Below are 24,898 nucleotides of genomic sequence, written 5' to 3' on the forward strand. Positions count from 1 at the left end.
GCATGCTCGAGGAGGCTCTCGAGCACCTCGTGAAGGGCATCGTCGACAATCCTGACGATGTGCAGGTCGCCTCGCGCAACCTGCGTCGCGGGAGTGTGATCGAGGTCCGGGTCCACCCCGACGACCTCGGCAAGGTGATCGGCCGCAACGGCCGCACCGCACGCGCCCTGCGCACCGTCGTGGGCGCCATCGGCGGCCGCGGTGTCCGCGTCGACCTCGTCGACGTGGACCACGTCCGCTGACGCCAAACGCAGCACCGGCTCGGGCCGGGGAGGGCCACTGGGCCGTCCCCGGCCCGTAGTCGTACGGCCGTGACCGTAGTCGTATACGCCGCGACCGGCGTAGCCGCACCACGCCGCGACCGGAGTGGTCGTGTGCGCCGTGACCGGCGTCGTACGAGCCGTGACCGGCTCGTCGCAGTACCGACAGGAGATCAAGCACAGTGCAGCTGGTAGTCGCGCGCATCGGCCGCGCCCACGGAATCAAGGGCGAGGTGACCGTCGAGGTCCGCACCGACGAGCCGGAGCTGCGGCTCGGACCCGGTGCCGTACTGACCACCGACCCCGCATCCGTCGGGCCCCTCACCATCGAGACCGGCCGGGTCCACAGCGGCCGCCTCCTGCTCCGCTTCGCCGGCGTCCACGACCGCACCGGAGCCGAGGCGCTGCGCAACACCCTCCTGATCGCCGACGTCGACCCGGACGAGCGCCCCGAGGACGAGGACGAGTACTACGACCACCAGCTGATCGACCTCGACGTGGTGACCAAGGACGGCGAGGAGGTGGGCCGAATCACCGAGATCTCCCACCTGCCCACGCAGGACCTGTTCGTGGTGGAGCGCCCCGACGGCAGCGAGGTCTACGTGCCGTTCGTCTCGGAGATCGTCACCGAGATCGACCTGGACGAGCAGCGAGCGGTCATCGACCCGCCCCCCGGCCTGATCGACGACCGCGCCGAGATCGCGTCCGCGCGGGACGCCTCGGCGGACGCCCCCGCGGATTCCCCGGCGGATTCCCCGGAGGAAGAGGCGTAATGCGGCTCGACGTCGTCACGATCTTCCCCGAGTACCTGGAACCGCTGAACGTCTCCCTGGTCGGCAAGGCACGCGCGCGTGGACAACTCGACGTCCACGTGCACGACCTGCGCTCCTGGACCTACGACCGGCACAACACCGTCGACGACACGCCCTACGGCGGCGGCCCCGGCATGGTCATGAAGACCGAGCCGTGGGGCGACGCGCTGGACTCCGTCCTGGCCGACGGCTACGAGGCGGGCTCCGGCGCGCCCGCCCTCATCGTGCCCACGCCCAGCGGCCGGCCCTTCACCCAGGAACTCGCCGTCCACCTCTCCGAGCGGCCCTGGCTGATCTTCACGCCCGCCCGCTACGAGGGCATCGACCGCCGCGTCATCGACGAGTACGCCACCCGGATGCCCGTGTACGAGGTGTCCATCGGCGACTACGTCCTGGCCGGCGGCGAGGCGGCCGTACTCGTCGTCACCGAGGCCGTGGCGCGGCTGCTGCCCGGCGTCCTCGGCAACGCCGAGTCCCACCGGGACGACTCCTTCGCCCCCGGCGCCATGGCCAACCTGCTGGAGGGCCCCGTCCACACCAAGCCGCCGCAGTGGCGCGGCCGCGGCATCCCCGACGTGCTGCTCAGCGGCCACCACGGGAAGATCGCCCGCTGGCGCCGCGACGAGGCCCTGCGGCGCACGACGGCCAACCGGCCCGACCTGATCGAACGGTGCGCCCCCGAGGCCTTCGACAAGAAGGACCGCGAGATGCTCTCCATCCTGGGCTGGGAGCCCGATCCGGGCGGGGGACCGTACGGCCGATTTTGGCGCAGGACGCCGGGCGTGGAAGAATAGGGCGCTGTTGTGCGTCCGTCCGGAGCGCGCCCCTGCCACAGGGGGACACGACGCCCGTCCCGACCCGCACGGCCCAGATTCCGAAACACCTAGTTTCCGTTGATGACCTGTGGCATCAGCGAAGAAAGCAGACGAAATGTCTCACCTGCTCGACTCCGTCGACGCCGCGTCGCTGCGCAGCGACGTCCCGGCCTTCCGCCCCGGCGACACCGTCAACGTCCACGTCCGCGTCATCGAGGGCAACCGCTCCCGTGTGCAGCAGTTCAAGGGCGTAGTCATCCGCCGCCAGGGTGCCGGCGTGCGCGAGACCTTCACGGTCCGCAAGGTCTCCTTCTCCGTCGGCGTCGAGCGCACCTTCCCGGTGCACACCCCGATCGTGGAGAAGATCGAGCTCGTCACCCGCGGTGACGTCCGCCGCGCCAAGCTGTACTACCTGCGCGAGCTGCGCGGCAAGGCCGCGAAGATCAAGGAGAAGCGCGACAGCTGAGCGCCTTCCGGGGTCCACACCGGGGCCGGATAACATCTGGCCCCGATGGACACCGAAGCACAGCCCACGGAGCGCGACCGCTCCTCCCGCCCCTCCGAATCCGAGCAAGCCTCGGACCCGGAGGGCCCGGAGGAACGGTCGCGTTCCGCGTTCGCGGGGCGGATCACGGACTGGGTGCCGGGCGGCCGGTTCACCGTCACCCTCCTGACGCTGCTGCTGTCCCTGCTGCTGCTCACCACCTTCGTGCTGCAGCCGTTCCAGATCCCCAGCGGATCCATGGAGCGCGGATTGAGGATCGGTGACCGGGTTCTCGTGAACAAGTTGGCGTACCGTTTCGATGGCCGTCCGCAGCGGGGCGACGTCGTCGTCTTCGACGGCACCGGGCTCTTCGGGCACGGCGACTACATCAAACGCGTTGTCGGTGTGGGCGGGGACCACGTGGTGTGCTGCGACAGGGAGGGGATGGTCCAGGTAAACGGCCAGTCGGTCGACGAGTCGGCGTTCCTGTACCCCGGCGACCGCCCGTCCACGGTGCCCTTCGACATCGTCGTCCCCGACGGCACCCTCTTCGTCCTCGGCGACCACCGCGCCGACTCCAGCGACTCCCGCGACCATCTGGGCTCGCCGGGCGGCGGCATGGTCCCGGTGGACGCGGTGATAGGCCGCGCCGACTGGATCGTCTGGCCCTTCGGCCACGCCACCCACCTCGACCGTCCCGACGCCTACGCGCGCGTGCCGGACGTCGGTGCGGGTTCAAGGTCGGGTTCGGGTTCGGGTGAGGAGGGGGGCCAGGTCACCGCGGACCAGTCGGTCATCGGGGAGGAGACGCCGACCGCGGCCGGCGGGCCGGTCACTGACCCACGTCTGCCCGAGCACGCCAAGGGCGCCGATGGGTAGCCGGGGCAAACCGCGCGGGTCACCCAGCAGCCCCACGGAGAACCTGTTGCCCACCGGCTCCCGGCGCGCCGGCGCGCCGTCCGGCGGCCGGTCCCGCGCCGAGCGGCGCAAGCTGCAGCGCAAGGTCAAACGGCGCCGCAGACGCGGCGCGGTGAAGGAGGTACCCCTTCTCGTCGGCGTCGCCATCCTCATAGCGCTGGTACTGAAGACCTTCCTCGTCCAGGCCTTCGTGATCCCGTCGGGCTCCATGGAGCAGACCATCCAGATCGGTGACCGGGTCCTGGTGGACAAGCTCACCCCGTGGTTCGGCTCCAAGCCGAAGCGCGGGGACGTCGTCGTCTTCCGTGACCCCGGCGGCTGGCTCCAGGGCGAGCAGACCACCAAGAAGGACGACCCCGTCGTCGTCAAGCAGGTCAAGGAAGGCCTCGCGTTCATCGGTCTGCTGCCGTCCGACGACGAGAAGGACCTCATCAAGCGGGTCGTCGGAGTGGGCGGGGACCGGGTCAAGTGCTGTGACACCCAAGGCCGGGTCACCGTCAACGGCGTTCCCCTGAACGAGGACTACCTGTATCCCGGCGACAAGCCGTCCGAGACTCCGTTCGACGTCACGGTCCCCGAGGGACGGCTGTGGGTGATGGGTGATCACCGGTCCAACTCCGCCGACTCCCGCTTCCACCAGGGGACGGACTTCGGCACGGTCTCCGAGGACGAGGTGGTCGGGCGGGCCATGGTGATCGCCTGGCCGTTCGGCCACTGGACCACCCTGGACGAACCGAAAACGTATGCGTCCGTGTCCGACTCGGCCTCCGGCTCGACCGCCGCTCCCCGGCTGTCGCATAGGGTTGCCCCCTACGATCCGAACACGATGATTCAACTCCCGACCCCTGCGGAACTCCCGCTCGTTATGGGAGTGGTGGGCCTGCTCCGTGTACAGGGCGGGCGGCGTCAGAAAGTAAGGAGTTGGCGTGGGGGATGTGGCGGTTGGCGCACGGTCCGGACACGACGGCGAGGAGAACCACGGACGCCCCGTGGAGACAGCCGGCCCGGCCGCGGACGGCGCCCCGGCCTCCGGGCGCGACTCCGGGACCGAGGGGACCGAGGACGGCAGGGTGACGGACGAACAGAGCGGGACCCAGGACGAGGGAGTGGGCGGGACGCCCCCGGCGACGGCCTCCGCGGCCAAGAAACCGCGCTCCTTCTGGAAGGAACTGCCGATCCTGATCGGTATCGCGCTGGTGCTCGCGCTGCTGATCAAGACGTTCCTGGTCCAGGCGTTCTCGATCCCGTCCGCCTCGATGCAGAACACGCTCACGATCGGCGACCGGGTCCTGGTCGACAAGCTGACCCCCTGGTTCGGCTCTGAGCCCGAGCGGGGCGAGGTCGTCGTCTTCCACGACCCGGACGACTGGCTGGCGGGCGAGCCGACGCCCGACCCGAACGCGCTGCAGACGGTCCTCAGCTGGATCGGCCTGATGCCGTCCGCGGACGAGAAGGACCTGATCAAGCGCGTCATCGGGGTCGGCGGCGACACCGTCGAGTGCAGCAAGACCGGCCCGCTCAAGGTCAACGGCGTGGCGCTGGACGAGCCGTACGTCTACCCGAACAACACGCCGTGCAGCGTCGACGAACAGGGCGGCCAGTTCAAGGTCGAGGTCCCCGAGGGCTCCATCTGGGTCATGGGCGACCACCGGCAGAACTCCCGGGACTCCCGTTACAACCAGTCGGACGAGCACGGCGGCATGGTCCCGGTGAAGGAGGTGGTCGGCCGCGCCATCGTGATCGCCTGGCCGATGAACCGCTGGGACACCCTGCCGGTCCCCGACACCTTCGACCAGGAAGGCCTGCAGGCCCGGTCGTCGGCCGCCGCCGCGCTGTCGGTCGCTCCCCAGGGACTGGCCCTCGCCGGAGTCGTCCCGGTCGTCTGGTGGCGCCGCAGGCGCATCGCGTCCGCCGCCGAGTCCCGCTGAGCGCCTCGGGGCGCACGCCCGCCGCTCGAGGGCGGCATGTGGCGAGGCAGCCTGCCGGTCCCTGACGATCCTTCCGGCCCCTCCCGGCCCCTCCCGGCCCCTCCCGGCCCCTCCCGGCCCCTCCCGGCCCCTCCCGGCGCCTCCCGGCCCCTCCCGGGCTTCTTGGGAGGGGCCGCCTCGTTCGGCCCACCCGGGAGCGGCCGGGGGCTGGCCCGTGCGGCCTGTCTTGGGGCCGGCGGCTGGTCCGTCAGGCCTCCGCGGGAGGGGCTGCCCCGTTCGGGTACCGCCGGGTAAGGTGCGGATCCATGGGTGGCGAGAGCACGACACGTACGTCCCCGCCTGGCGGCGGCGCGAACAAGCGCCCGGCGGGCAGCCGGACCGGGCAGCGGCTGTCCAACCTTGCCGTGGCGCTGGGCCTGGTGCTGTTCCTCGGAGGCTTCGCCTGGGCAGCGGTGGTCTACCGGCCCTACACCGTGCCGACCAACTCGATGACACCGTCGATCGACGCGGGTGACCGGGTGCTGGCGCAGCGCATCGACGGCGGTGACGTCCGCCGCGGCGACGTCGTCGTCTTCAAGGACAAGGCCTGGGCCAACGCCCCGATGGTCAAGCGCGTGGTCGCGGTCGGCGGGGACACCGTCTCCTGCTGCCAGGAAGGCAGGCTGAAGGTCAACGGCAAGGCCGTCGACGAGCCGTACCTGCCCGCCGGTATGCCGGCCGAAAGCAGCGGCTTCCCGACGGTGACCGTTCCCGAGGGCCGCCTGTTCCTCCTCGGCGACGAGCGCGACACCTCCGTGGACTCCACCGCCCACCTCACCGACGCCGCCGGCGGCACCGTCTCGCGCGATGCCGTGGACGCCCGCGTCGATGCCGTGGTCTGGCCCGTGAACGGCATGCTGGAGCGGCCGACCGGCTTCGAGACGCTGGGGGACCTCTCCTCACCGGGCCCGCTGCGGACGGTCGTCGCGCTGGTGATCGCCGGGGCCGTGCTGATCCTCGGCGGCGCGGCCTACGGCCCCGTCGCCGCACGGGCCGCCGCCTCGCGCGCCCGAACCGGAACGGGGACCACCGGTGCCCGCTGAACCGACGCGAGCGGGGCAGGACTCCTGCGCGGGCGGGTTGCGCAGGGTCGCCAGGGTGGTCCTGCTCGACCCCGACGACCGCATCCTGCTGCTGCACGGGCACGAACCGGACGATCCGGCCGACGACTGGTGGTTCACCCCGGGCGGCGGTGTGGAGGGCGACGAGACCCGTGAGGAGGCCGCGCGGCGGGAACTCGTCGAGGAGACCGGCATCACCGACATCGAGCTCGGCCCGGTGCTGTGGCGGCGCAGGTGCTCCTTCCCCTTCGCCGGCCGTCGCTGGGACCAGGACGAGTGGTACTACCTGGCCCGCACGACCCAGACCGCGACCAGGGCCGTGGGCCTCACCGAGCTGGAGCGGCGCAGTGTCGCCGGAGCACGCTGGTGGACCTGTCGGGAACTGACCCGGGCACATGAGACGGTGTACCCGACCAGACTCGCCGAGCTGCTGCGCACGCTGCTCGACGAAGGCCCCCCGGCCGGACCGGTGACCCTGGACACCGAAATCGTCTAGGGGCGCACGGGACTGGCGCACAATGGTGGGACCGCACGGCTGAAGGGGAACATGCCATGAGCGCCGAGGACCTCGAGAAGTACGAGACCGAGATGGAGCTCAAGCTCTACCGGGAGTACCGTGACGTCGTCGGCCTGTTCAAATACGTGATCGAGACCGAGCGGCGCTTCTACCTCACCAACGACTACGAGATGCAGGTGCACTCGGTCCAGGGTGAGGTGTTTTTCGAGGTGTCGATGGCCGATGCCTGGGTGTGGGACATGTACCGGCCGGCCCGGTTCGTGAAGCAGGTGCGCGTGTTGACGTTCAAGGACGTGAACATCGAGGAGCTGAACAAGAGCGACCTGGAGCTTCCCGGCGGCTGACTCCGCTCCGTGACCGGCAGGCCGCACTCGTGTGGGTGACGAGGTTGTCCACAGCCGTCTGACCGTCCACCAAGATCCAAAAGCTCGCTGAGCTGCCCTCATCGTTGGCGCCGGAGGTGGTGCCGACATGAACGCACGAGGTGCGATGGGCAAGTACGGTGAGACACTCGCGGCCCGCCGGCTGGCCGACGCAGGGATGGCGGTCCTGGAGCGCAACTGGCGCTGCGGCAGGACCGGTGAGGTCGACATCGTCGCCCGGGACGGGGAAGTCCTGGTCGTCTGCGAGGTCAAGACCCGCAGGGGTGGCTCCTTCGAGCACCCGATGGCCGCGGTGACCCCGGAAAAGGCGGAGCGGCTGCGACGGCTCGCCGAGCGCTGGATCCAGACCCACGGAGGAGCCCCGCCCGGCGGCGTCCGCATCGACCTGGTCGGTGTACTCCTGCCGCAGCGCGGCGCCCCCGTGGTCGAGCATGCGCGGGGGGTGGCGTGATGGGGTTCGCGCGTACGTGCTCCGTGGCGCTCGTCGGCGTCGAGGGCGTGGTGGTCGAGGTCCAGGCCGACCTCGAACCGGGCGTGGCGGCGTTCACTCTGGTCGGGCTGCCGGACAAGAGCCTGACCGAGAGCCGGGACCGGGTGCGGGCCGCAGTGGTCAACTCGGGCGCCGAGTGGCCGCAGAAGAAGCTGACGGTGGGGCTCAGTCCGGCCTCGGTGCCGAAGAGCGGCAGCGGATTCGACCTGGCGGTCGCCGCGGCCGTCCTCGGCGCCGCCGAGCGCGTCGATCCCCGTGTGCTCGCCGACATCGTGATGATCGGGGAGCTGGGCCTGGACGGACGGGTGCGGCCGGTGCGCGGCATCCTGCCGGCGGTACTGGCCGCGGCGGAGGCCGGCTACGAACAGGTGGTCGTCCCCGAGTGCGCCGCTGCCGAGGCGTCCCTGGTGCCCGGCGTGTCGGTGCTCGGCGTGCGCAGCCTGCGCCAGCTGATCGCCCTCCTCGCGGACGAGCCCGTGCCGGAGGAGGAACCGGACCAGCGGGGCCGGCCCGACCCGCTCCTCGCCGGCCTGCGGATGCCCGGCACGGGCGCCGCCACCGGAATGCACGCCACGGGAGCGGCGCAGCACGACCACGGGCACGACCTCGCCGACGTCGTGGGCCAGGAATCGGCGCGCACGGCGGTGGAGGTCGCCGCGGCCGGCGGCCACCACCTGTTCCTGGAAGGGCCGCCCGGCGCCGGTAAGACGATGCTCGCCGAACGACTGCCCGCCATCCTGCCCCGGCTGCGCCGGGCGGAATCACTCGAGGTCACCGCGGTGCACTCGGTCGCGGGCCTGCTGCCACCGGGCAAGCCACTGATCGACGTGGCCCCCTACTGCGCGCCGCACCACTCCGCCACGATGCAGGCCCTCGTCGGGGGCGGCCCCGGCATCGGACGGCCGGGAGCCGTGTCGCTGGCGCACCGAGGAGTCCTTTTCCTGGACGAAACACCGGAATTCAGCAGCCATGCGCTGGATGCTCTGCGCCAGCCGCTGGAGTCCGGGCACGTCGTCATCGCGCGCAGCGCGGGCGTGGTGCGGTTCCCGGCACGGTTCCTGATGGTGCTGGCCGCAAATCCCTGCCCGTGCGGGCGGTACTCGCAGAAGGACGAGTTCTGCGAATGCCCGCCCTCGGCGATCCGCCGCTACCAGGCCAGGCTGTCCGGCCCGCTGCTCGACCGGGTCGACCTCCGGGTCGAGGTGGACCGGGTCACGCGCAGTCAGCTGGCGGGGGACGGCCCCCGGGGTGACGCCACCGCGACGGTCGCCGACCGGGTGCGTGCGGCCCGGGACCGGGCGGCCGTACGTCTCGAGGGCACCCCGTGGCGTTCCAACAGCGAGGTTCCCGGAAGGGAGCTGCGCAGCCGCTGGTACGCGGCGCCCGGCGCACTGGAGGACGCGGAACGCTGCCTGGAACGGGGTGTGCTCACCGCCCGTGGCCTCGACCGGGTCCTCCGCGTCGCCTGGACCGTCGCGGACCTCGTCGGCCACGACCGCCCCGACGCGCAGGACGTCGCTCTGGCGCTGCAACTGCGCACGGGGGTGCCGAGGGGAGTCCCCATGGCCCTTGGGGCGCTGGCGTGACCGGGGAAAGCGCTGTGGCTGGCGAGGGTGCCGTGACAGAGGAGAAGGCCGTGGAGGGGAGGGTGCTGTGACCGATGAGGGCGCTGTGACTGGAGGGAGTGCCGTGGCTGGGGACAGTGCTGGGGCTGGGGCTGGGGCTGGGGCTGGGCGCGGTGCTGGGGCCTGGGACCGGGCTGTGGCCCAGGACGGTGGTCGAGCGGCGGATGACGCGATGATCGGGGGTGTCGCCGCGTCGAGGGGCGAGGTCATGAACAGGGAGAACACCGTACGGCGGGATGACTGCGCTGTTCGGGGAGGCTCCGGACGAAGTGGTGACGCCGCTGTTCGGGGCGGCTCCGGGCGAAGCGGTGACGCCGTGGCCCAGGGTGGCACTCCGGCCAGAGGCGACGCATTGGGCTCGTGCGACGACCGGGTCCGCGGCGAAGGCCCGGTCCGGGGTGACGGCTCGGCCCGTGACGACGGCCCGCATGCCGTCGAAGCGGCCGGGGCGGGCAGGGACGACGACGCCGCGTGGGGCACCCAGGCCGGTGATGAGCTGCTCGGCCGGGTCTTCCTGACCCGGGTCATCGAGCCCGGAGACGAGACCGCCGGTCGGTGGGTGCGGGAGCGCGGTGTCGCGGACGTGGTGCGGCGGCTGCGCGAGGGCGGGCGTGCCCTGCCGGGGGTGAGCGCGAAACGGTGGGCCGGGCTGTGTGCCCGAGCAGGCCGGGCCGAGCCGCGCCGGGACCTCACCGCCGCCCGGGCGGCAGGGGTGAGGTTCGTTGCCCCCGGGGCGGCCGAGTGGCCGCGTCAGCTGGACGACCTCGGGGACGCCAGGCCTCTTGGACTGTGGGTGCGCGGCGGGCCCAGCCTGCGTATGTGGGCGCTCAGGTCGGTGGCCGTCGTCGGCGCCCGCGCCTGCACCGAGTACGGCGCCCACATGGCGGCCACCCTCGCCGCCGGGCTCGCCGAACGCGGCTGGGTCGTGGTGTCCGGCGGTGCCTACGGGGTCGACGGAGCCGCCCACCGGGGTGCTCTCGGCGCGGGCGGCGCCACCGCCGCCGTCCTCGCCTGCGGCGTCGACCGCCCTTACCCGCCCGGGCACACCGGGCTGATCACCAGGATCGCGGAACAGGGACTGGTCATCGGTGAGCTGCCGCCGGGCGATCATCCGACGCCGAGCAGGTTCGTCCTGCGCAATCGTGTGATCGCCGCACTCACCCGGGGCACCGTGGTCGTCGAGGCCGCCTACCGCAGCGGGTCGCTGGTCACGGCACGGGCGGCCCAGCGCCTGGGCCGGCACACGATGGGTGTGCCGGGGCCGGCCACCAGCGCGCTCTCGGCGGGTGTGCACGAACTGCTGCGTGGCGACGCGGTGCTCGTCAGCGACGCCGCCGAGGTCGTCGAACTGGTGGGTGACATGGGCGAGCTGCCCCCGGACCGGCGTGGGCCGGTACTCCCCACCGACCTGCTGGAACCTCGCACCCGCCAGGTGCTGGCCGGGCTCCCCGCGCGTGGAACGGCGGCAGCGGCCGAGGTGGCGCGCCGCGCCCAGACCACACAGGACGACGCGATCGCGAGACTGTACGAGCTTCGAGCACTTGGTTACGTCGAACGACACGGCGACGGCTGGATGTTGACACGCCAGATGATGATCTCGGTCCGTGAAGGCCGCGATCCGTACTGACCCAGGGTGTTCGGCCGTCCGGGGGAACCCCGACGCCCTTGTGAACAGTGGCAGTTGAGGTATTCGAGTGATTACGCGCAACGATCGCCGTCCCCCCTGTAGAGCGTTCAGCGGAACGTATCTGCGTACGACCCCACCCTGCTCTTCGCGCACCGCGACAGTCCAGTCACGCTACGCTCACGAGGACCCCCATGTAGACAGCAGACCGGCGGCCTCACCCAGGCACACACCACATCACGGCAGAACGGCACAAGGCGACGAATGCCCCAGCACACCTCCGGGTCCGACCGGGCGGCGATCCCCCCAGCCGCCCGCGACGGTGGCAGCGTGCGACCGCCCGCCCCCTCGACGCTCGACGAGCTGTGGCGGTCGTACAAGGCGACGGGCGACGAGCGGCTGCGGGAACAGCTGATCCTGCACTACTCGCCCCTGGTGAAATATGTGGCGGGCCGGGTGAGCGTGGGACTGCCACCCAATGTCGAGCAGGCGGACTTCGTCTCCTCGGGTGTGTTCGGGCTGATCGACGCGATCGAGAAGTTCGACGTCGACCGGGAGATCAAGTTCGAGACGTACGCGATCACCCGGATCCGGGGCGCGATGATCGACGAGCTGCGGGCACTGGACTGGATCCCGCGGTCGGTCCGGCAGAAGGCGCGGAACGTGGAACGCGCGTACGCGACGCTGGAGGCACGGCTGCGCCGCACCCCGTCGGAGAGCGAGGTGGCCGGCGAGATGGGGATCGCGGTGGAGGACCTCCACGCGGTGTTCAGCCAGTTGTCGCTGGCCAACGTGGTGGCGCTGGAGGAGTTGCTGCATGCCGGCGGCGAGGGCGGGGACCGGCTGAGTCTCATGGACACGCTGGAGGACACCGCCGCCGACAATCCGGTGGAGGTCGCCGAGGACCGGGAGCTGCGGCGGTTCCTGGCACGTGCGATCAACACGCTGCCCGAGCGGGAGAAGACCGTCGTCACGCTCTACTACTACGAGGGGCTCACGCTCGCCGAGATCGGGAACGTGCTGGGCGTGACGGAGAGCCGGGTCAGCCAGATTCACACCAAGTCGGTGTTGCAACTGCGGGCGAAGTTGGCGGGGTTTGGTCGCTGACCTGGACTTATGGCACGCGACCGGCTCCGCCTGTGACACTGTCGGCGGTCGCGCGTCCGGGTGGCTGACTCCCGTACGGCGTGGCACGTCCGTAAAGTGGTGACGTGCCAAGGATTCGAGCGGCCTCCGTGGCCGAGCACCGGTCGATGCAGCGTGCCTCCCTGCTGGACGCGGCACGCTCCCTGCTGTCCGACGGCGGAACGGAGGCGCTGACCTTCCCCGCCCTCGCCGAACGGACGGGTCTCGCGCGGTCGTCCGTCTACGAGTACTTCCGGTCGCGGGCGGCGGTCGTCGAGGAGCTGTGTGCCGTCGACTTCCCGGTCTGGGCCGCGGAGGTCGAGGCGGCGATGGAGCGCGAGGAGACCCCCGAGGCCAAGGTCGAGGCGTATGTGCGCAAGCAGCTCGACCTGGTCGGGGACCGACGGCACCGGGCCGTCGTGGCCATCTCCGCGAGCGAGCTCGACGCCGGCGCGCGGGAGAAGATCCGGGCGGCGCACGGCGGGTTGATCGCGATGATCGTCGAGGCGCTGGGGGAGATGGGGCACGGGCAGCCGCGGCTGGCGGCGATGTTGCTCCAAGGCGTCGTGGACTCGGCGGTGCGGCGGATCGAGCTGGGGGCGGCGGAGGAGCCGACGGCGATTACGGAGGCGGCGGTTTCCATGGCGTTGCGGGGTGTGCGGGGCTGACCGCCCGGGGCCGAGCTGACCGGCCGGGTGGAGCTGATCGGCTGGGAGTGGGGCTGACCGGCAGGACTGACCGAGGATCCTCGGCGTTCCCTGGGCCCGGGGCCGGCGCCCTGGCTGCGAGCCGGTTGCGCGGCCCGACGCTACGGGGTGCCTGCCTGGGAGGGGACCCCGGCGCCCATCCGTGGCCGCGTGGGCAGGGGAACTCCCAGAACCGGCAGCAGTCTCGACGGACCCCGCGCGAGCAGCCACGGAGGGAGCACCGACAGCGGGTTCAGATAGACGTCGCCCCGCAGCAGGCCCCAGTGCAGACAGGCCGCGCAGTGGGAGCCCGTCGGCTCCACCGTGCCGAGCACCTCACCCGCCGCGACCTCGTCGCCCTTCTGCACCGTCGCCTCGACCGGCTCGTACGTCGTCCGCAGGGGCGGGGCGCCCGTCCCCGTCAGTTCCAGTGAGACGACGCCTCTTCCCGCCACCCGCCCCGCGAACGACACCTTGCCCGCCGCCACCGCCCGAACCGGGGCCGCGTCCACCGCGGCGAGGTCCACGCCGCGGTGGCCCGGGCCGTACGGGGTGGCCGGGGGCTCCCAGCCCCGTAGAACCGCGGGCCGGACACCGACCGGCCAGTGGCGGGCCACCGCCGGTACCGTCGGATCCGGACCCGCCCCGGCGTCCGCGGCGGTCACCGTCATCGCCCACCCCGTTGCCGACACCGGCGCCACCGGCGCCACCGGCGCCGGTCGCGGCGGTCCCGGGACCATGACGGCCAGCAGCACCACCCACATACACGCACTCGCACATCGTCTCGCTCGCATGCGAGAACCGTCCCGCACCAGGGCCGATCGCCGTCCGGCCCTGTGGACCGTTTGCCGCTTGTGGACAGCCGCGTCACCCGGTACCCCGCGGGTCCCGTACACTTCTGATGGCGATCCGGGTCACCGGGTCGACTTCGCACGCCCCGACACGAGGCCCGTCAAGGCTCGTGTCAGCGCCCCTCGGTCCCTTGCGGCAGGCGCGTCACGGGCGTCAGGCGCGGGAGCCGTCCGGCTTCCGCGGCACAACCGAGAAACTCGAGGAGATACGGCCATGGCCGTCGTCACGATGCGGGAGCTGCTGGAAAGCGGCGTCCACTTCGGTCACCAGACCCGTCGTTGGAACCCGAAGATGAAGCGCTTCATCTTCACGGAGCGCAACGGCATCTACATCATCGACCTGCTCCAGTCGCTGTCGTACATCGACCGCGCCTACGAGTTCGTCAAGGAGACCGTCGCCCACGGCGGCACGGTCATGTTCGTCGGCACGAAGAAGCAGGCGCAGGAGGCCATCGCCGAGCAGGCCACCCGCGTCGGCATGCCCTACGTCAACCAGCGCTGGCTGGGCGGCATGCTCACCAACTTCTCGACCGTCTACAAGCGCCTGCAGCGCCTGAAGGAGCTCGAGCAGATCGACTTCGAGGACGTGGCCGCCTCCGGCCTCACCAAGAAGGAGCTGCTGGTCCTCTCCCGCGAGAAGGCCAAGCTGGAGAAGACCCTCGGCGGTATCCGCGAGATGTCCAAGGTGCCCAGCGCCGTCTGGATCGTGGACACCAAGAAGGAGCACATCGCGGTCGGCGAGGCCCGGAAGCTCAACATCCCGGTCGTCGCCATCCTCGACACCAACTGCGACCCCGACGAGGTCGACTACAAGATCCCGGGCAACGACGACGCGATCCGCTCCGTCACCCTGCTCACCCGCGTGATCGCCGACGCCGTCGCCGAGGGCCTCATCGCCCGCTCCGGCGCCGCTGCCGCCGACAAGGGTGACAAGGCCGCCGGCGAGCCGCTCGCCGCGTGGGAGCGCGACCTGCTCGAGGGCGAGAAGGCCGAGAAGAAGGCCGACGACGAGTCCGCCGAGAAGCCCGCCGAGGCTCCGGCCGCCGAGGCCGCCCCCGCCGCCGAGGCGCCGGCTGCCGAGGCCCCCGCCGCCGAGGCGCCCGCCACCGAGGCTCCGGCCGCCGAGGGCGAGCAGGCCTGACCGTCCCGTCGGCGTCGACGGCGGGAGCGGTGACATCGAAACCGCTCCCGCCGTTCACCCGTAGGTCGGTGGAAGGTCATGGGCCTGCAGCTCCATGTAGGTCCGTGATCCCGCAGATCTTCGATCTTCCAGACTTCCAGAAAGATTCACAGACTCATGGCGAACTACACCGCCGCCGACGTCAAGAAGCTTCGTGAGCTCACCGGCGCCGGCATGATGGACTGCAAGAAGGCGCTGGACGAGGCCGAGGGCAACGTCGAGAAGGCCGTCGAGGCGCTCCGCATCAAGGGTCAGAAGGGCGTCGCCAAGCGCGAGGGCCGCTCTGCCGAGAACGGCGCCGTCGTCTCGATCATCGCCGACGACAACACCTCGGGCGTCCTCGTCGAGCTGAAGTGCGAGACGGACTTCGTCGCCAAGGGCGACAAGTTCCAGAACGTCGCCAAGGCCATCGCCGAGCACGTCGCCAAGGCCGCCCCGGCCGACCTCGAGGCGCTGCTCGCCTCCGAGATCGAGCCCGGCAAGACCGTGCAGGCCTTCGTGGACGAGGCCAACGCCAACCTCGGCGAGAAGATCGTCCTGGACCGCTTCGCGCAGTTCTCCGGCGGCTTCGTGACCGCGTACATGCACCGCACGATGCCCGACCTGCCGCCGCAGATCGGTGTCCTCGTCGAGCTGGACAAGCCGAACGCCGAGCTGGCGAAGGGCGTCGCCCAGCACATCGCCGCCTTCGCGCCGAAGTACCTCTCCAAGGAGGACGTCCCGGCCGAGGTCGTCGAGACCGAGCGCCGCGTCGCCGAGGAGACCACCCGCGCCGAGGGCAAGCCCGAGGCCGCCCTGCCGAAGATCGTCGAGGGTCGTCTCAACGGCTTCTTCAAGGACGCCACGCTGCTGGGCCAGCCCTACGCGCTCGACAACAAGAAGTCCGTCCAGAAGGTTCTGGACGAGGCCGGCGTCACCCTGAAGCGCTTCTCGCGCATCAAGGTCGGCATCTGAGTCCGTACCGCGACGGACGCGCGACCCCGGTAGGGTCGACAGCAGTCGCCGACGCCGTTCGCCTACGCCGTTGCGTACGCGCGCGTGGCGGCGGGCGACAGCAGATCTGACGAGGAGGCCATTGCCGCGTATGGGATGCGAAACACGCCCCCACCGGCAGTGGCCTTCTTCGTGTGTGTGACCCACGTAAAAGAGGCGAGATCTCCATGACCACCAAGGCCGAGAAGAGCGACGACGGCAAAGTACGCGGCCGCTTCATGCTGAAGCTGTCCGGAGAGGCCTTCTCCGGCGGTGGGGGCCTGGGCGTCGACCCCGACGTGGTGCACGCCATCGCCCGCGAGATCGCGGCCGTCGTACGGGACGGCGCGCAGGTCGCGATCGTCATCGGCGGGGGCAACTTCTTCCGTGGCGCCGAGCTGCAGGTGCGCGGCATGGACCGCGCCCGCTCCGACTACATGGGCATGCTCGGCACCGTGATGAACTGCCTGGCCCTCCAGGACTTCCTGGAGAAGGAGGGCGTCGACTGCCGCGTGCAGACCGCCATCACCATGGGCCAGGTCGCCGAGCCGTACATCCCGCTGCGCGCCGTGCGCCACCTGGAGAAGGGCCGCGTGGTCATCTTCGGCGCCGGTATGGGCATGCCCTACTTCTCCACCGACACCACCGCCGCCCAGCGCGCCCTCGAGATCGACGCCGAGGCCCTGCTCATGGGCAAGAACGGTGTGGACGGGGTCTACGACTCCGACCCGAAGACCAACCCCGACGCCGTCAAGTTCGACGCGCTGGGTTACGGCGAGGTCATCACCCGGGACCTGAAGGTCGCCGACGCGACGGCCGTCACGCTCTGCCGCGACAACAGCCTCCCGATCGTGGTCTTCGAGCTTCTGAAGGAGGGCAATATCGCCCGCGCCGTCAAGGGTGAGAAGATCGGCACGCTTGTGGGTGACCAAGGCAGCCGGGACTGACCGGAGTACCACCCCCTGTCCGCGGACGCCACCTGTCCGGGGGACGGACGGGACGGGGCCGGGCCGGGGGATGGACAATGTCCCGCCGGTCGGGAACCGTGCAGGAAGAACGCGACGCAGCCGGCCGCACCCCCGACAGGGAACCGCAGCCGGGCCTACTCAAGACACGCAGGAGCAAGTGGTGATCGAAGAGACCCTCCTCGAGGCCGAGGAGAAGATGGAGAAGGCCGTCGTGGTCGCCAAGGAGGACTTCGCCGCGATCCGCACCGGCCGTGCGCACCCGGCGATGTTCAACAAGATCGTGGCCGACTACTACGGCGCGCTGACGCCGATCAACCAGCTGGCCTCGTTCTCCGTGCCGGAGCCGCGCATGGCCGTGGTGACCCCCTTCGACAAGAGCGCCCTGCGCAACATCGAACAGGCGATCCGCGACTCCGACCTGGGCGTCAACCCCAGCAACGACGGCAACATCATCCGGGTGGTGTTCCCCGAGCTCACCGAGGAGCGCCGCCGCGACTACATCAAGGTCGCCAAGAGCAAGGCCGAGGACGCCAAGGTCTCCATCCGCTCCGTGCGCCGCAAGGCCAAGGACACCATCGACAAGATGGTCAAGGACGGCGAGGTCGGCGAGGACGAGGGCCGCCGTGCGGAGAAGGAGCTCGACGACACCACCGCCAAGTACGTCGCCCAGGTGGACGAGCTCCTCAAGCACAAGGAAGCCGAGCTGCTCGAGGTCTGATGAACGACTCTTCCTGGGGAGCGCCGCCACAAGCCGGGTACTGGGGGCCGTCCGACCAGGGACCTGTCCAGGGCGCTGCCCCGGCGGGTCCCGCGTACGATGCGCACTACGCGCAGCAGACTCGCCCCATGCCCATCGTGCCCGACGTACCCGAACACGGCGGAGACCAGGATGACGAACAAGGGGCCGCTCGGCTGAGCGGCCCCTTGTTCCGAGACGAGCCGTTCCGCGACGATCCGTATCGCGGCGAGAATCCGTCGGCGCAGCCGTATGCGGCGGTGCCGCAGAATCCGGAGCCCATGCCCGACGCCCCCCAGCCGGCGCAGCACCGGCCCCAGCCGCAGAAGAAGAGCGCGGGGCGCGACCTGGGTGCCGCGATAGGGGTCGGCCTCGGGCTCGGCGCGGTGATCGTCGCCTCGCTGTTCGTCGTCAAGGCCGTCTTCGTCGGCGTGGTCGCGGTCGCCGTCGTGGTGGGCCTGTGGGAGCTGACCAAGCGGCTCCAGGAGCGCAAGGGCATCAAGGCGCCCCTCGTGCCGCTCGCGGTCGGTGGCGCGGCGATGGTGGTCGCCGGGTATGTGCGGGGCGCCGAAGGCGCGTGGGTCGCCATGGCGCTCACCGCCCTCGCGGTCCTCGTGTGGCGGATGACCGAGCCGCCGGAGGGCTACCTCAAGGACGTCACCGCGGGCCTCTTCGCGGCGTTCTACGTGCCCTTCCTGGCGACGTTCGTCACGATGATGCTCATGGCCGACGACGGCGCGCGGCGCGTGCTGGTCTTCCTGGTGCTGACGGTCGTCAGCGACACCGGCGCCTATGCCGTCGGCTGGCGCTTCGGCAGGACCAAGCTCGCCCCGCGCATCAGCCCCGGCAAGACCCGGGAGGGCCTGCTCGGAGCGGTGGCGTTCGCGATGGCGGCCGGCGCGCTGTGCATGCAGTTCGTGATCGACGGCGGCACCTGGTGGCAGGGTCTGCTGCTCGGCCTCGCGGTCGCCGTCAGCGCCACGCTGGGCGACCTCGGCGAGTCCATGATCAAGCGGGACCTCGGCATCAAGGACATGGGCACGCTGCTCCCGGGCCACGGCGGCATCATGGACCGCCTGGACTCGCTGCTGCCCACGGCGCCGGTGGTGTGGCTGCTGCTGGTGATCTTCGTCGGATCGGGTTGACAGGCTTCAGGTAGTCTGGAAGGGCCCGCGCTGCTGCGGGCCCTTTCGTGTGTCCCCGCCGACGCGGGGACAGTCCGGTGAGGTCTCCTGGCTTCGGCATGGCTGCCGTCGTCCCCGCGTGAGCGGGGATTCGCCGAGGCCCGTCGTTTTGAGGAGTTGTCCGACCGTGGCCCGTCCCGCCCCAGGTGAGCTCACCTTCGCCGCACCCCGCGGAGCGAAGCGGCCACCGCGGCACCTCGCCGACCTCACGCCCGCCGAGCGCAAGGAGGCCGTCGCCGCGATCGGCGAGAAGCCGTTCCGCGCCAAGCAGCTCTCGCAGCACTACTTCGCGCGGTACGCGCACGACCCCGAGCAGTGGACCGACATCCCGGCCGGCTCGCGCCGGGGGCTCCAGGAAGCTCTGCTGCCCGAGCTGATGACGGTCGTGCGGCATCTGTCGACCGACCAGGGCAGCACGCGCAAGACGCTGTGGAAGCTGTTCGACGGGACGCTCGTCGAGTCCGTCCTCATGCGCTACCCGGACCGGGTGACCATGTGCATCAGTTCCCAGGCGGGCTGCGGCATGAACTGCCCGTTCTGCGCCACGGGGCAGGCGGGCCTGGACCGGAACCTGTCCACCGCCGAGATCGTGCACCAGATCGTGGACGGCATGCGGGCCCTGCGGGACGGCGAGGTCCCGGGGGGACCGGCCCGGCTCAGCAACATCGTGTTCATGGGCATGGGCGAGCCCCTCGCCAACTACAACCGCGTCGTCGGTTCCATCCGCCGCCTCACCGACCCCGAGCCCGACGGACTGGGCCTCTCCCAGCGCGGCATCACCGTCTCGACGGTCGGTCTCGTCCCGGCCATCCACCGCTTCACCGGCGAGGGCTTCAAGTGCCGCCTCGCCATCTCGCTGCACGCGCCCGACGACGAGCTGCGGGACACCCTCGTCCCCGTCAACACGCGCTGGAAGGTGCGTGAGGTGCTGGACGCCGGGTTCGAGTACGCGGCCACGTCCGGGCGCCGGCTGTCGATCGAGTACGCGCTGATCCGGGACATCAACGACCAGGCGTGGCGCGGCGACCGGCTCGGGCGGCTGCTCAAGGGCAGGCCCGTGCACGTCAACCTCATCCCGCTCAACCCGACGCCCGGCTCGAAGTGGACCGCGTCGCGGCCCGAGGACGAGAAGGCGTTCGTGGAGGCGATCGCGGCGCACGGTGTGCCGGTGACGATCCGGGACACCCGTGGTCAGGAGATCGACGGGGCGTGTGGTCAGCTCGCCGCGAGCGAGCGGTAACCTGACCGGCGTCGTACATCGTCGTACGACGTTTCATGCAGAAGTTCGTGCAGAAGTTCAAACGGAAGTACATCTTCATATTCCGACAGGGGAGCGCCACAGCGCTGAGAGTGCGGCACCGGCCGCAGACCCTCCGAACCTGGCCCAGGTCATTCTGGGTAGGGAGATCGGTCACCACTCGAGCTGTTGCGCCCTGCCCGGGACCCTCGCCAGGGTTCCGGGCGGGGCCGCGTCTTCTCCTGGTCACCCAGGAGGAATTCAGTGAGCATCACCAGGAAGGCCACCGCCCTGGCCCTCGGGCTCGGCATGGCCGGCGGTCTGGCCGCCTGCGGATCGTCGGCCGACGACGACGGCCGGGGATCCGGCGACTCCAGGACCGTGACCCTCGTCAGCCACGACTCGTGGGCCGCGTCGAAGGACGTCATCGCCGCCTTCGAGAAGAGCTCGGGCTACAAGGTCCGGGTCCTGGAGGACGGGGACGCCGGGCAGGCCGTGAACAAGGCCATCCTCACCAAGGACAACCCGCAGGGCGACGTCTTCTTCGGCGTCGACAACACGCTGCTGTCCCGGGCGCTCGACAACGGGCTGTTCCAGCCGTACGAGGCGAAGGGGTCCGACCTCGTCCTCCCCGAGTACCGGACCGACCAGGACAAGCACCGGGTCACGCCCGTCGACACCGGGGACGTCTGCGTCAACTACGACAAGGCGTACTTCAGTGAGCACGGGCTGACGCCGCCGGACTCCTTCGACGACCTGATCAAGCCCGAGTACAAGGACCTGCTCGTCACCGAGAACGCGGGCAGCTCCTCGCCCGGGCTCGGCTTCCTCCTCGGCACCGCCGCGAAGTACGGCGACGAGGGGTGGCAGGACTACTGGAAGAAGCTGAAGGCGAACGGCGTCAAGGTCGTCGACAGCTGGGAGCAGGCGTACAACGAGGAGTTCTCCGGTTCGTCCGGCGGCAAGAAGGCCGAGGGCGACCGTCCGCTCGTCGTCTCCTACGCCTCGTCCCCGCCCGCCGAGGTCATCTACGCCGACCCGCAGCCGGCCACCGCGCCGACGGGCGTCGCCACCGGCACCTGCTTCCGCCAGGTCGAGTACGCGGGTCTGCTGAGCAACGCCGGGAACCCCGAGGGCGGCAAGGCACTCCTCGACTTCCTGATCGGCAAGGAGTTCCAGGACGACATGCCGCTGAACATGTTCGTCTACCCGGTGCGGGAGGGCGCGCAGATCCCCGAGGCGTTCCGGAAGTTCGGGCCGCAGGCCGAGGACCCGCAGACCATGGAACCGGCGAAGATCGCCGACAACCGCGACCAGTGGGTCAAGTCGTGGACCTCACTCGTACTCAAGTAGCCGAGCGCGGGCGTCGCACGGGGAACGCGGCGCGGCTGGCCCTGATGGCCGTGCCCGTCGCGTTCTTCGCGGTGTTCTTCGCCTACCCCGTCGCCGCGATCGTCGCGCGCGGGCTGGAGACCGACGGATCCTGGCGGTTCGGGCGGATCGCGGACGTGCTCGCGCAGTCCGACGTCCGGCACGTGCTGTGGTTCACCACCTGGCAGGCGCTGGCCTCCACCGCGCTCACGCTGCTGATCGCCCTGCCCGGCGCGTACGTCCTCGCCCGCTTCGACTTCCCCGGCAAGCAGGTGCTGCGGGCCGTGGTCACCGTGCCGTTCGTACTGCCCACGGTCGTCGTCGGTACGGCGTTCCTGGCGCTGGTCGGGCGCGGCGGGCTGCTCGACGAGCTGTGGGGTCTGCGGCTGGACACCACCGTGTGGGCGATCCTCCTGGCGCACGTCTTCTTCAACTACGCCGTCGTCGTACGCACCGTCGGGGGTCTGTGGGCGCAGCTCGACCCGCGGCAGGAGGAGGCCGCGCGGATGCTCGGTGCGTCGCGGCCGAAAGCCTGGCGGCAGGTGACGCTGCCCGCGCTCGCGCCCGCCGTGGCCGCCGCCGCGCTGATGGTGTTCCTGTTCACCTTCACCTCCTTCGGCGTCGTCCAGATCCTCGGCGGCCCCGCCTTCTCCACCCTGGAGGTGGAGATCTACCGGCAGACCTCCCAGATCTTCGACCTGTCCACGGCCGCCGTCCTGACCTTGGTCCAGTTCGCCGCGGTGGCCGCCGTCCTCGCCGTACACGCCTGGACGGTACGGCGGCGGGAGACGGCCCTGCGGCTGGTCGACGCGGGCACGACCGCGCGCCGGCCGCGCGGGGCCGGGCAGTGGGCGCTGCTGGCCGGGGTCCTGGTCACCGTCGCCGTGCTGCTGGTGCTCCCGCTCGCCGTGCTGGTCCAGCGGTCCCTGGGCGCACCCGGCTTCGGCTACTACCGCGCGTTGACCCACGAGGACGGCGGCGCCTTCCTCGTCCCGCCGATCGAGGCGATCGGCAACTCCCTCCAGTACGCCGTCGCCGCCACCGCCATCGCCGTGGTGATCGGCGCGCTGGCCGCCGCCGCGCTCACCCGCCGCGACGCGGGCCGCTTCGTACGCGGCTTCGACGCGCTGCTGATGCTGCCGCTCGGGGTGTCCGCCGTGACGGTCGGCTTCGGGTTCCTGATCGCCCTGGACGAACCCCCGCTGGACCTGCGGTCGTCGTGGATCCTCGTGCCGCTCGCCCAGGCGCTGGTCGGCGTCCCGTTCGTCGTACGGACCATGCTGCCGGTGCTGCGGGCGGTGGACGTACGGCTGCGGGAGGCGGCGGCGGTGCTCGGGGCGTCGCCGTGGCGGGTGTGGCGGGAGGTCGACCTGCCGATGGTGCGGCGGGCGCTGCTGGTCGCGGCCGGGTTCGCCTTCGCGGTGTCGCTCGGGGAGTTCGGGGCGACCGTGTTCATCGCGCGGCCCGACAACCCGACGCTGCCGGTGGCCGTGGCACGGCTGCTGGGGCGGCCCGGGGACATGAACTACGGCCAGGCGATGGCCCTGTCGACGATTCTCATGCTGGTGTGCGCGGTGGCCCTGGTGGTGCTGGAGCGGCTGCGGACCGACCGGAGCGGGGAGTTCTAGGAATGCGGGGGTTCTCGGGATGCTGCTGAGCCTTGAGGGCGCGACGGTCCGCTTCGGCGGCCGGGCCGTGCTCGACGCCGTCGACCTGGAGGTCGCCGAGCACGAGGTGGTGTGCGTGCTCGGGCCCAGCGGCAGCGGCAAGTCGACGCTGCTGCGGGCGGTCGCCGGGCTCCAGCCGCTGGACGCGGGGCGGGTGACGCTCGACGGGCGGGACCAGTCCGGGGTGCCCGCGCACAAGCGTGGGGTCGGGCTGATGTTCCAGGACCACCAGCTGTTCCCGCAGCGGGACGTGGCCGGGAACGTCGCCTTCGGACCGCGGATGCGGGGCGCCTCCCGCACCGGACAGCGGGAGCGGGTGGCGGAGTTGCTGGAACTGGTCGGGCTGCCGGATGCCGCTCGCCGGTCCGTCGCCGCGCTCTCCGGCGGTGAGCAGCAGCGGGTGGCGCTGGCCCGCGCCCTCGCGCCACGGCCCCGCCTGCTGATGCTGGACGAGCCGCTCGGCCAGCTCGACCGCTCGCTGCGGGAGCGGCTCGTGGTGGAACTGCGCGAGCTGTTCGGCCGGCTGGGTACCACCGTGCTCGCCGTGACGCACGACCAGGGCGAGGCCTTCGCGCTCGCCGACCGGGTCGTCGTGATGCGGGACGGGCGGATCGCCCAGTCGGGGACGCCCCTCGAGGTGTGGCAGCGGCCGGCCGACGCGTTCGTGGCCCGCTTCCTCGGTTTCGACAACGTGGTGGAGGCGACCGTGGCCGGGCAGGTCGCCGGCACCCCGTGGGGCAAGGTGCCGGTCCCCGAGGACGCCTCGCAGGGAACGCGCACCCTGCTCGTGCGGCCTGCCGGGGTCCGCCTGGTGTCCGCCGACGCGGGCCTGCGCTGCACGGTCACCGCCCGCACCTTCCGCGGTACCCACGTCGCCGTCCACCTCCAGCCCGAGGACGCGCCGCGCCTGGAGGCGGCGTGCGCGCTGCGGGCGGCACCGGAGGTCGGGGAGGCGGTGGGGGTGGAGTTCGACGTGGCGGAAATCGTCGTGCTCCGATGATCGCCCACCTCGTAGGGTGACGGGCATGACGCGTCTCGCACACGACCGCTACTGCGATGAAGTCGCCCATCAGGCGGGCCGGTTCGGGTCCGTGCTGTCCTCCGGCGCCGACCTGTCCGCCACTGTGCCGACCTGCCCGGACTGGACGCTGGAGGACCTGGTGCGGCACGTCGGCCGCGCCCTGCGCTGGACGGAGCTGATCGTCCGCACCCGCGCGGAGGAGGACGTCGCGATCGACCGGGCGCCCGGGGCCGCGGGGCCCGACGTCCGCGGGGACGCGGCAGCCCTGGAGTCCTGGCTGGCCGAGTCCGCCGCGACGGTCGTCCACGCGCTGCGGGAGGCCGGGCCGGAGGGGCGGGCGTGGTCGTGGTCGGGGGACCACACCGCGGGCTTCTGGGCCCGCCGGATGACGCACGAACTCGTCGTCCACGGGGCGGACGCGGCACTCGCGGCGGGCCGCTCGTTCGAGCCCGTCGCGGCCGACGTGGCGGCGGACGCGATCGACGAGTGGCTGGACATCGTGCGGTTCGTACAGCGGGTTCTGCCGGACGGTCCGGCGAGGGCGTTGCGGGCCCCGGGCCGGAGCATCCACCTGCACGCCACCGACACCGGTGCCGACCTCGACGCCGAATGGTTCATCGAGCTTCCCGCGGACGGCGTCACCTGGCGCCGTGGTCACGAGAAGGCCACCGTGGCGCTGCGGGGGCCCCTCACGGACGTGCTGCTGGCCTTCTACCGCCGGCTCCCGGTGGACGCCCCGGGACTCCAGGTGCTCGGCGACCGCGAGTTGCTGGAACTCTGGCTGGAGAAGGCGAGGTTCGCCTGATGTGACGGGGGGGGGGGGGGGGGGCCGGGGGGGGGGGGGGGGGAGCCCGGGTGGAGGGGGGGGGGGGGGGGGGGCGAGGGTTTGTCTTCTCCCCCCCGCGCGGGGAGAATAAAAAACGCACCACCCAACAACAACCACC

At 71.3% G+C, this 24,898-nt stretch carries 24 protein-coding genes, 2 pseudogenes and 1 riboswitch; of the genes and pseudogenes, 25 read left to right on the top strand and 1 reads right to left on the bottom strand.

Features of this window, described 5'->3' with window-relative positions; translation table 11 throughout:
- The first annotated feature begins 2 nt into the window (after positions 1-2).
- The 15 genes and pseudogenes from ACZ7G3_RS32300 (at position 3) to ACZ7G3_RS32370 (ending at position 12,749) form a co-directional block, all read left to right on the top strand.
- On the top strand, positions 3-242 hold the full coding sequence (locus tag ACZ7G3_RS32300; protein WP_426600176.1) for an RNA-binding protein: 240 nt from the start codon (positions 3-5) through the stop codon (positions 240-242).
- A 200-nt stretch (positions 243-442) separates the two neighbouring features.
- Positions 443-1,033 carry a ribosome maturation factor RimM gene (gene rimM / locus ACZ7G3_RS32305; protein ID WP_470929934.1) on the top strand — a complete coding sequence of 197 codons (591 nt, stop codon included), beginning with the start codon at positions 443-445 and terminating at the stop codon, positions 1,031-1,033.
- Positions 1,033-1,866 (top strand): tRNA (guanosine(37)-N1)-methyltransferase TrmD, encoded by an 834-nt coding sequence (trmD, locus tag ACZ7G3_RS32310; protein WP_470929936.1) that lies wholly within the window; start codon positions 1,033-1,035, stop codon positions 1,864-1,866. Before rimM ends, trmD begins: the two co-directional genes overlap by 1 nt.
- Before the next feature lie 136 nt (positions 1,867-2,002).
- Complete coding sequence (gene rplS, locus ACZ7G3_RS32315) at positions 2,003-2,353, top strand: 50S ribosomal protein L19 (protein WP_003973398.1); 351 nt, start codon at positions 2,003-2,005, stop codon at positions 2,351-2,353.
- Between the two features lie 45 nt (positions 2,354-2,398).
- Positions 2,399-3,100 (top strand): annotated as a pseudogene (gene lepB, locus ACZ7G3_RS32320) (signal peptidase I); the annotation flags it as partial.
- A gap of 142 nt (positions 3,101-3,242) precedes the next feature.
- A pseudogene (gene lepB / locus ACZ7G3_RS32325) lies at positions 3,243-4,325 on the top strand (signal peptidase I); the annotation flags it as partial.
- The gene (lepB, locus tag ACZ7G3_RS32330; RefSeq protein ID WP_426600173.1) at positions 4,216-5,217 is read left to right on the top strand and encodes a signal peptidase I; all 1,002 of its coding nucleotides are present in this window, start codon (positions 4,216-4,218) and stop codon (positions 5,215-5,217) included. The pseudogene lepB (ACZ7G3_RS32325) and the gene lepB (ACZ7G3_RS32330), both read left to right, overlap by 110 nt.
- 305 nt (positions 5,218-5,522) lie before the next feature.
- Positions 5,523-6,299, top strand: a complete 777-nt coding sequence (gene lepB, locus ACZ7G3_RS32335; protein WP_470929938.1) for a signal peptidase I — start codon at positions 5,523-5,525, stop codon at positions 6,297-6,299.
- Positions 6,289-6,813, top strand: coding sequence for an NUDIX hydrolase (locus tag ACZ7G3_RS32340; protein ID WP_470929940.1), 525 nt, complete (start codon positions 6,289-6,291; stop codon positions 6,811-6,813). Before lepB (ACZ7G3_RS32335) ends, ACZ7G3_RS32340 begins: the two co-directional genes overlap by 11 nt.
- Before the next feature lie 56 nt (positions 6,814-6,869).
- Complete coding sequence (locus ACZ7G3_RS32345) at positions 6,870-7,178, top strand: DUF2469 domain-containing protein (RefSeq protein WP_003965949.1); 309 nt, start codon at positions 6,870-6,872, stop codon at positions 7,176-7,178.
- Positions 7,179-7,305: 127 nt separating this feature from the next.
- Positions 7,306-7,668 (top strand): YraN family protein, encoded by a 363-nt coding sequence (locus tag ACZ7G3_RS32350; protein WP_426600171.1) that lies wholly within the window; start codon positions 7,306-7,308, stop codon positions 7,666-7,668.
- The gene (locus ACZ7G3_RS32355) at positions 7,668-9,293 is read left to right on the top strand and encodes a YifB family Mg chelatase-like AAA ATPase (protein ID WP_470929942.1); all 1,626 of its coding nucleotides are present in this window, start codon (positions 7,668-7,670) and stop codon (positions 9,291-9,293) included. Before ACZ7G3_RS32350 ends, ACZ7G3_RS32355 begins: the two co-directional genes overlap by 1 nt.
- Positions 9,294-9,684: 391 nt before the next feature.
- Positions 9,685-10,959 (top strand): DNA-processing protein DprA, encoded by a 1,275-nt coding sequence (gene dprA / locus ACZ7G3_RS32360; protein ID WP_470929944.1) that lies wholly within the window; start codon positions 9,685-9,687, stop codon positions 10,957-10,959.
- Between the two features lie 261 nt (positions 10,960-11,220).
- On the top strand, positions 11,221-12,063 hold the full coding sequence (gene whiG, locus ACZ7G3_RS32365) for an RNA polymerase sigma factor WhiG (RefSeq protein WP_426522037.1): 843 nt from the start codon (positions 11,221-11,223) through the stop codon (positions 12,061-12,063).
- Between the two features lie 128 nt (positions 12,064-12,191).
- The gene (locus ACZ7G3_RS32370; RefSeq protein WP_426600216.1) at positions 12,192-12,749 is read left to right on the top strand and encodes a TetR/AcrR family transcriptional regulator; all 558 of its coding nucleotides are present in this window, start codon (positions 12,192-12,194) and stop codon (positions 12,747-12,749) included.
- Positions 12,750-12,889: 140 nt separating this feature from the next.
- Here ACZ7G3_RS32370 and ACZ7G3_RS32375 read toward each other — a convergent pair whose 3' ends face one another.
- On the bottom strand, positions 12,890-13,531 hold the full coding sequence (locus tag ACZ7G3_RS32375) for a murein hydrolase activator EnvC family protein (protein WP_470930001.1): 642 nt from the start codon (positions 13,529-13,531) through the stop codon (positions 12,890-12,892).
- 301 nt (positions 13,532-13,832) lie between these two features.
- On the opposite strand from ACZ7G3_RS32375, the gene rpsB reads away from it, so the two are divergent.
- The 10 genes from rpsB to ACZ7G3_RS32425 all read left to right on the top strand — a co-directional run bounded on the left by rpsB (position 13,833) and on the right by ACZ7G3_RS32425 (position 24,759).
- Positions 13,833-14,759 carry a 30S ribosomal protein S2 gene (rpsB, locus tag ACZ7G3_RS32380; RefSeq protein WP_426600167.1) on the top strand — a complete coding sequence of 309 codons (927 nt, stop codon included), beginning with the start codon at positions 13,833-13,835 and terminating at the stop codon, positions 14,757-14,759.
- A 156-nt stretch (positions 14,760-14,915) separates the two neighbouring features.
- Positions 14,916-15,752 carry a translation elongation factor Ts gene (gene tsf, locus ACZ7G3_RS32385; RefSeq protein WP_426600166.1) on the top strand — a complete coding sequence of 279 codons (837 nt, stop codon included), beginning with the start codon at positions 14,916-14,918 and terminating at the stop codon, positions 15,750-15,752.
- A 206-nt stretch (positions 15,753-15,958) separates the two neighbouring features.
- The gene (pyrH, locus tag ACZ7G3_RS32390) at positions 15,959-16,717 is read left to right on the top strand and encodes a UMP kinase (RefSeq protein ID WP_398133148.1); all 759 of its coding nucleotides are present in this window, start codon (positions 15,959-15,961) and stop codon (positions 16,715-16,717) included.
- A gap of 181 nt (positions 16,718-16,898) precedes the next feature.
- Entirely contained in the window at positions 16,899-17,456 is a 558-nt protein-coding gene (gene frr, locus ACZ7G3_RS32395) for a ribosome recycling factor (RefSeq protein ID WP_345588792.1), read from the top strand.
- On the top strand, positions 17,456-18,619 hold the full coding sequence (locus ACZ7G3_RS32400) for a phosphatidate cytidylyltransferase (protein ID WP_426600165.1): 1,164 nt from the start codon (positions 17,456-17,458) through the stop codon (positions 18,617-18,619). The genes frr and ACZ7G3_RS32400 overlap by 1 nt, the downstream gene beginning before the upstream one ends.
- Before the next feature lie 166 nt (positions 18,620-18,785).
- Positions 18,786-19,898 (top strand): dual-specificity RNA methyltransferase RlmN, encoded by a 1,113-nt coding sequence (rlmN, locus tag ACZ7G3_RS32405; RefSeq protein ID WP_470929948.1) that lies wholly within the window; start codon positions 18,786-18,788, stop codon positions 19,896-19,898.
- A gap of 77 nt (positions 19,899-19,975) precedes the next feature.
- Positions 19,976-20,081: riboswitch (TPP riboswitch) on the top strand.
- A 78-nt stretch (positions 20,082-20,159) separates the two neighbouring features.
- Positions 20,160-21,248 (top strand): thiamine ABC transporter substrate-binding protein, encoded by a 1,089-nt coding sequence (locus ACZ7G3_RS32410; protein WP_470929950.1) that lies wholly within the window; start codon positions 20,160-20,162, stop codon positions 21,246-21,248.
- Between the two features lie 44 nt (positions 21,249-21,292).
- Positions 21,293-22,894 (top strand): ABC transporter permease, encoded by a 1,602-nt coding sequence (locus ACZ7G3_RS32415; RefSeq protein ID WP_470929952.1) that lies wholly within the window; start codon positions 21,293-21,295, stop codon positions 22,892-22,894.
- A 19-nt stretch (positions 22,895-22,913) separates the two neighbouring features.
- Complete coding sequence (locus tag ACZ7G3_RS32420; protein ID WP_470929954.1) at positions 22,914-23,933, top strand: ABC transporter ATP-binding protein; 1,020 nt, start codon at positions 22,914-22,916, stop codon at positions 23,931-23,933.
- A gap of 25 nt (positions 23,934-23,958) precedes the next feature.
- Positions 23,959-24,759 carry a maleylpyruvate isomerase family mycothiol-dependent enzyme gene (locus tag ACZ7G3_RS32425; protein ID WP_426600161.1) on the top strand — a complete coding sequence of 267 codons (801 nt, stop codon included), beginning with the start codon at positions 23,959-23,961 and terminating at the stop codon, positions 24,757-24,759.
- Positions 24,760-24,898: the final 139 nt, after the last annotated feature.

This window comes from Streptomyces sp. NPDC037271, from assembly GCF_055603605.1.

Coding starts and splice junctions, on each gene's coding strand:
- rpsB (WP_426600167.1), top strand. CDS start 13,833: ATGGCCGTCGTCACGATGCGGGAGCTGCTGGAAAGCGGCGTCCACTTC.
- ACZ7G3_RS32375 (WP_470930001.1), bottom strand. CDS start 13,531: ATGTGGGTGGTGCTGCTGGCCGTCATGGTCCCGGGACCGCCGCGACCG.
- ACZ7G3_RS32420 (WP_470929954.1), top strand. CDS start 22,914: ATGCTGCTGAGCCTTGAGGGCGCGACGGTCCGCTTCGGCGGCCGGGCC.
- tsf (WP_426600166.1), top strand. CDS start 14,916: ATGGCGAACTACACCGCCGCCGACGTCAAGAAGCTTCGTGAGCTCACC.
- ACZ7G3_RS32345 (WP_003965949.1), top strand. CDS start 6,870: ATGAGCGCCGAGGACCTCGAGAAGTACGAGACCGAGATGGAGCTCAAG.
- ACZ7G3_RS32350 (WP_426600171.1), top strand. CDS start 7,306: ATGAACGCACGAGGTGCGATGGGCAAGTACGGTGAGACACTCGCGGCC.
- pyrH (WP_398133148.1), top strand. CDS start 15,959: ATGACCACCAAGGCCGAGAAGAGCGACGACGGCAAAGTACGCGGCCGC.
- ACZ7G3_RS32425 (WP_426600161.1), top strand. CDS start 23,959: ATGACGCGTCTCGCACACGACCGCTACTGCGATGAAGTCGCCCATCAG.
- trmD (WP_470929936.1), top strand. CDS start 1,033: ATGCGGCTCGACGTCGTCACGATCTTCCCCGAGTACCTGGAACCGCTG.
- ACZ7G3_RS32300 (WP_426600176.1), top strand. CDS start 3: ATGCTCGAGGAGGCTCTCGAGCACCTCGTGAAGGGCATCGTCGACAAT.
- whiG (WP_426522037.1), top strand. CDS start 11,221: ATGCCCCAGCACACCTCCGGGTCCGACCGGGCGGCGATCCCCCCAGCC.
- ACZ7G3_RS32400 (WP_426600165.1), top strand. CDS start 17,456: ATGAACGACTCTTCCTGGGGAGCGCCGCCACAAGCCGGGTACTGGGGG.
- ACZ7G3_RS32415 (WP_470929952.1), top strand. CDS start 21,293: ATGGCCGTGCCCGTCGCGTTCTTCGCGGTGTTCTTCGCCTACCCCGTC.
- rplS (WP_003973398.1), top strand. CDS start 2,003: ATGTCTCACCTGCTCGACTCCGTCGACGCCGCGTCGCTGCGCAGCGAC.
- lepB (WP_470929938.1), top strand. CDS start 5,523: ATGGGTGGCGAGAGCACGACACGTACGTCCCCGCCTGGCGGCGGCGCG.
- ACZ7G3_RS32355 (WP_470929942.1), top strand. CDS start 7,668: ATGGGGTTCGCGCGTACGTGCTCCGTGGCGCTCGTCGGCGTCGAGGGC.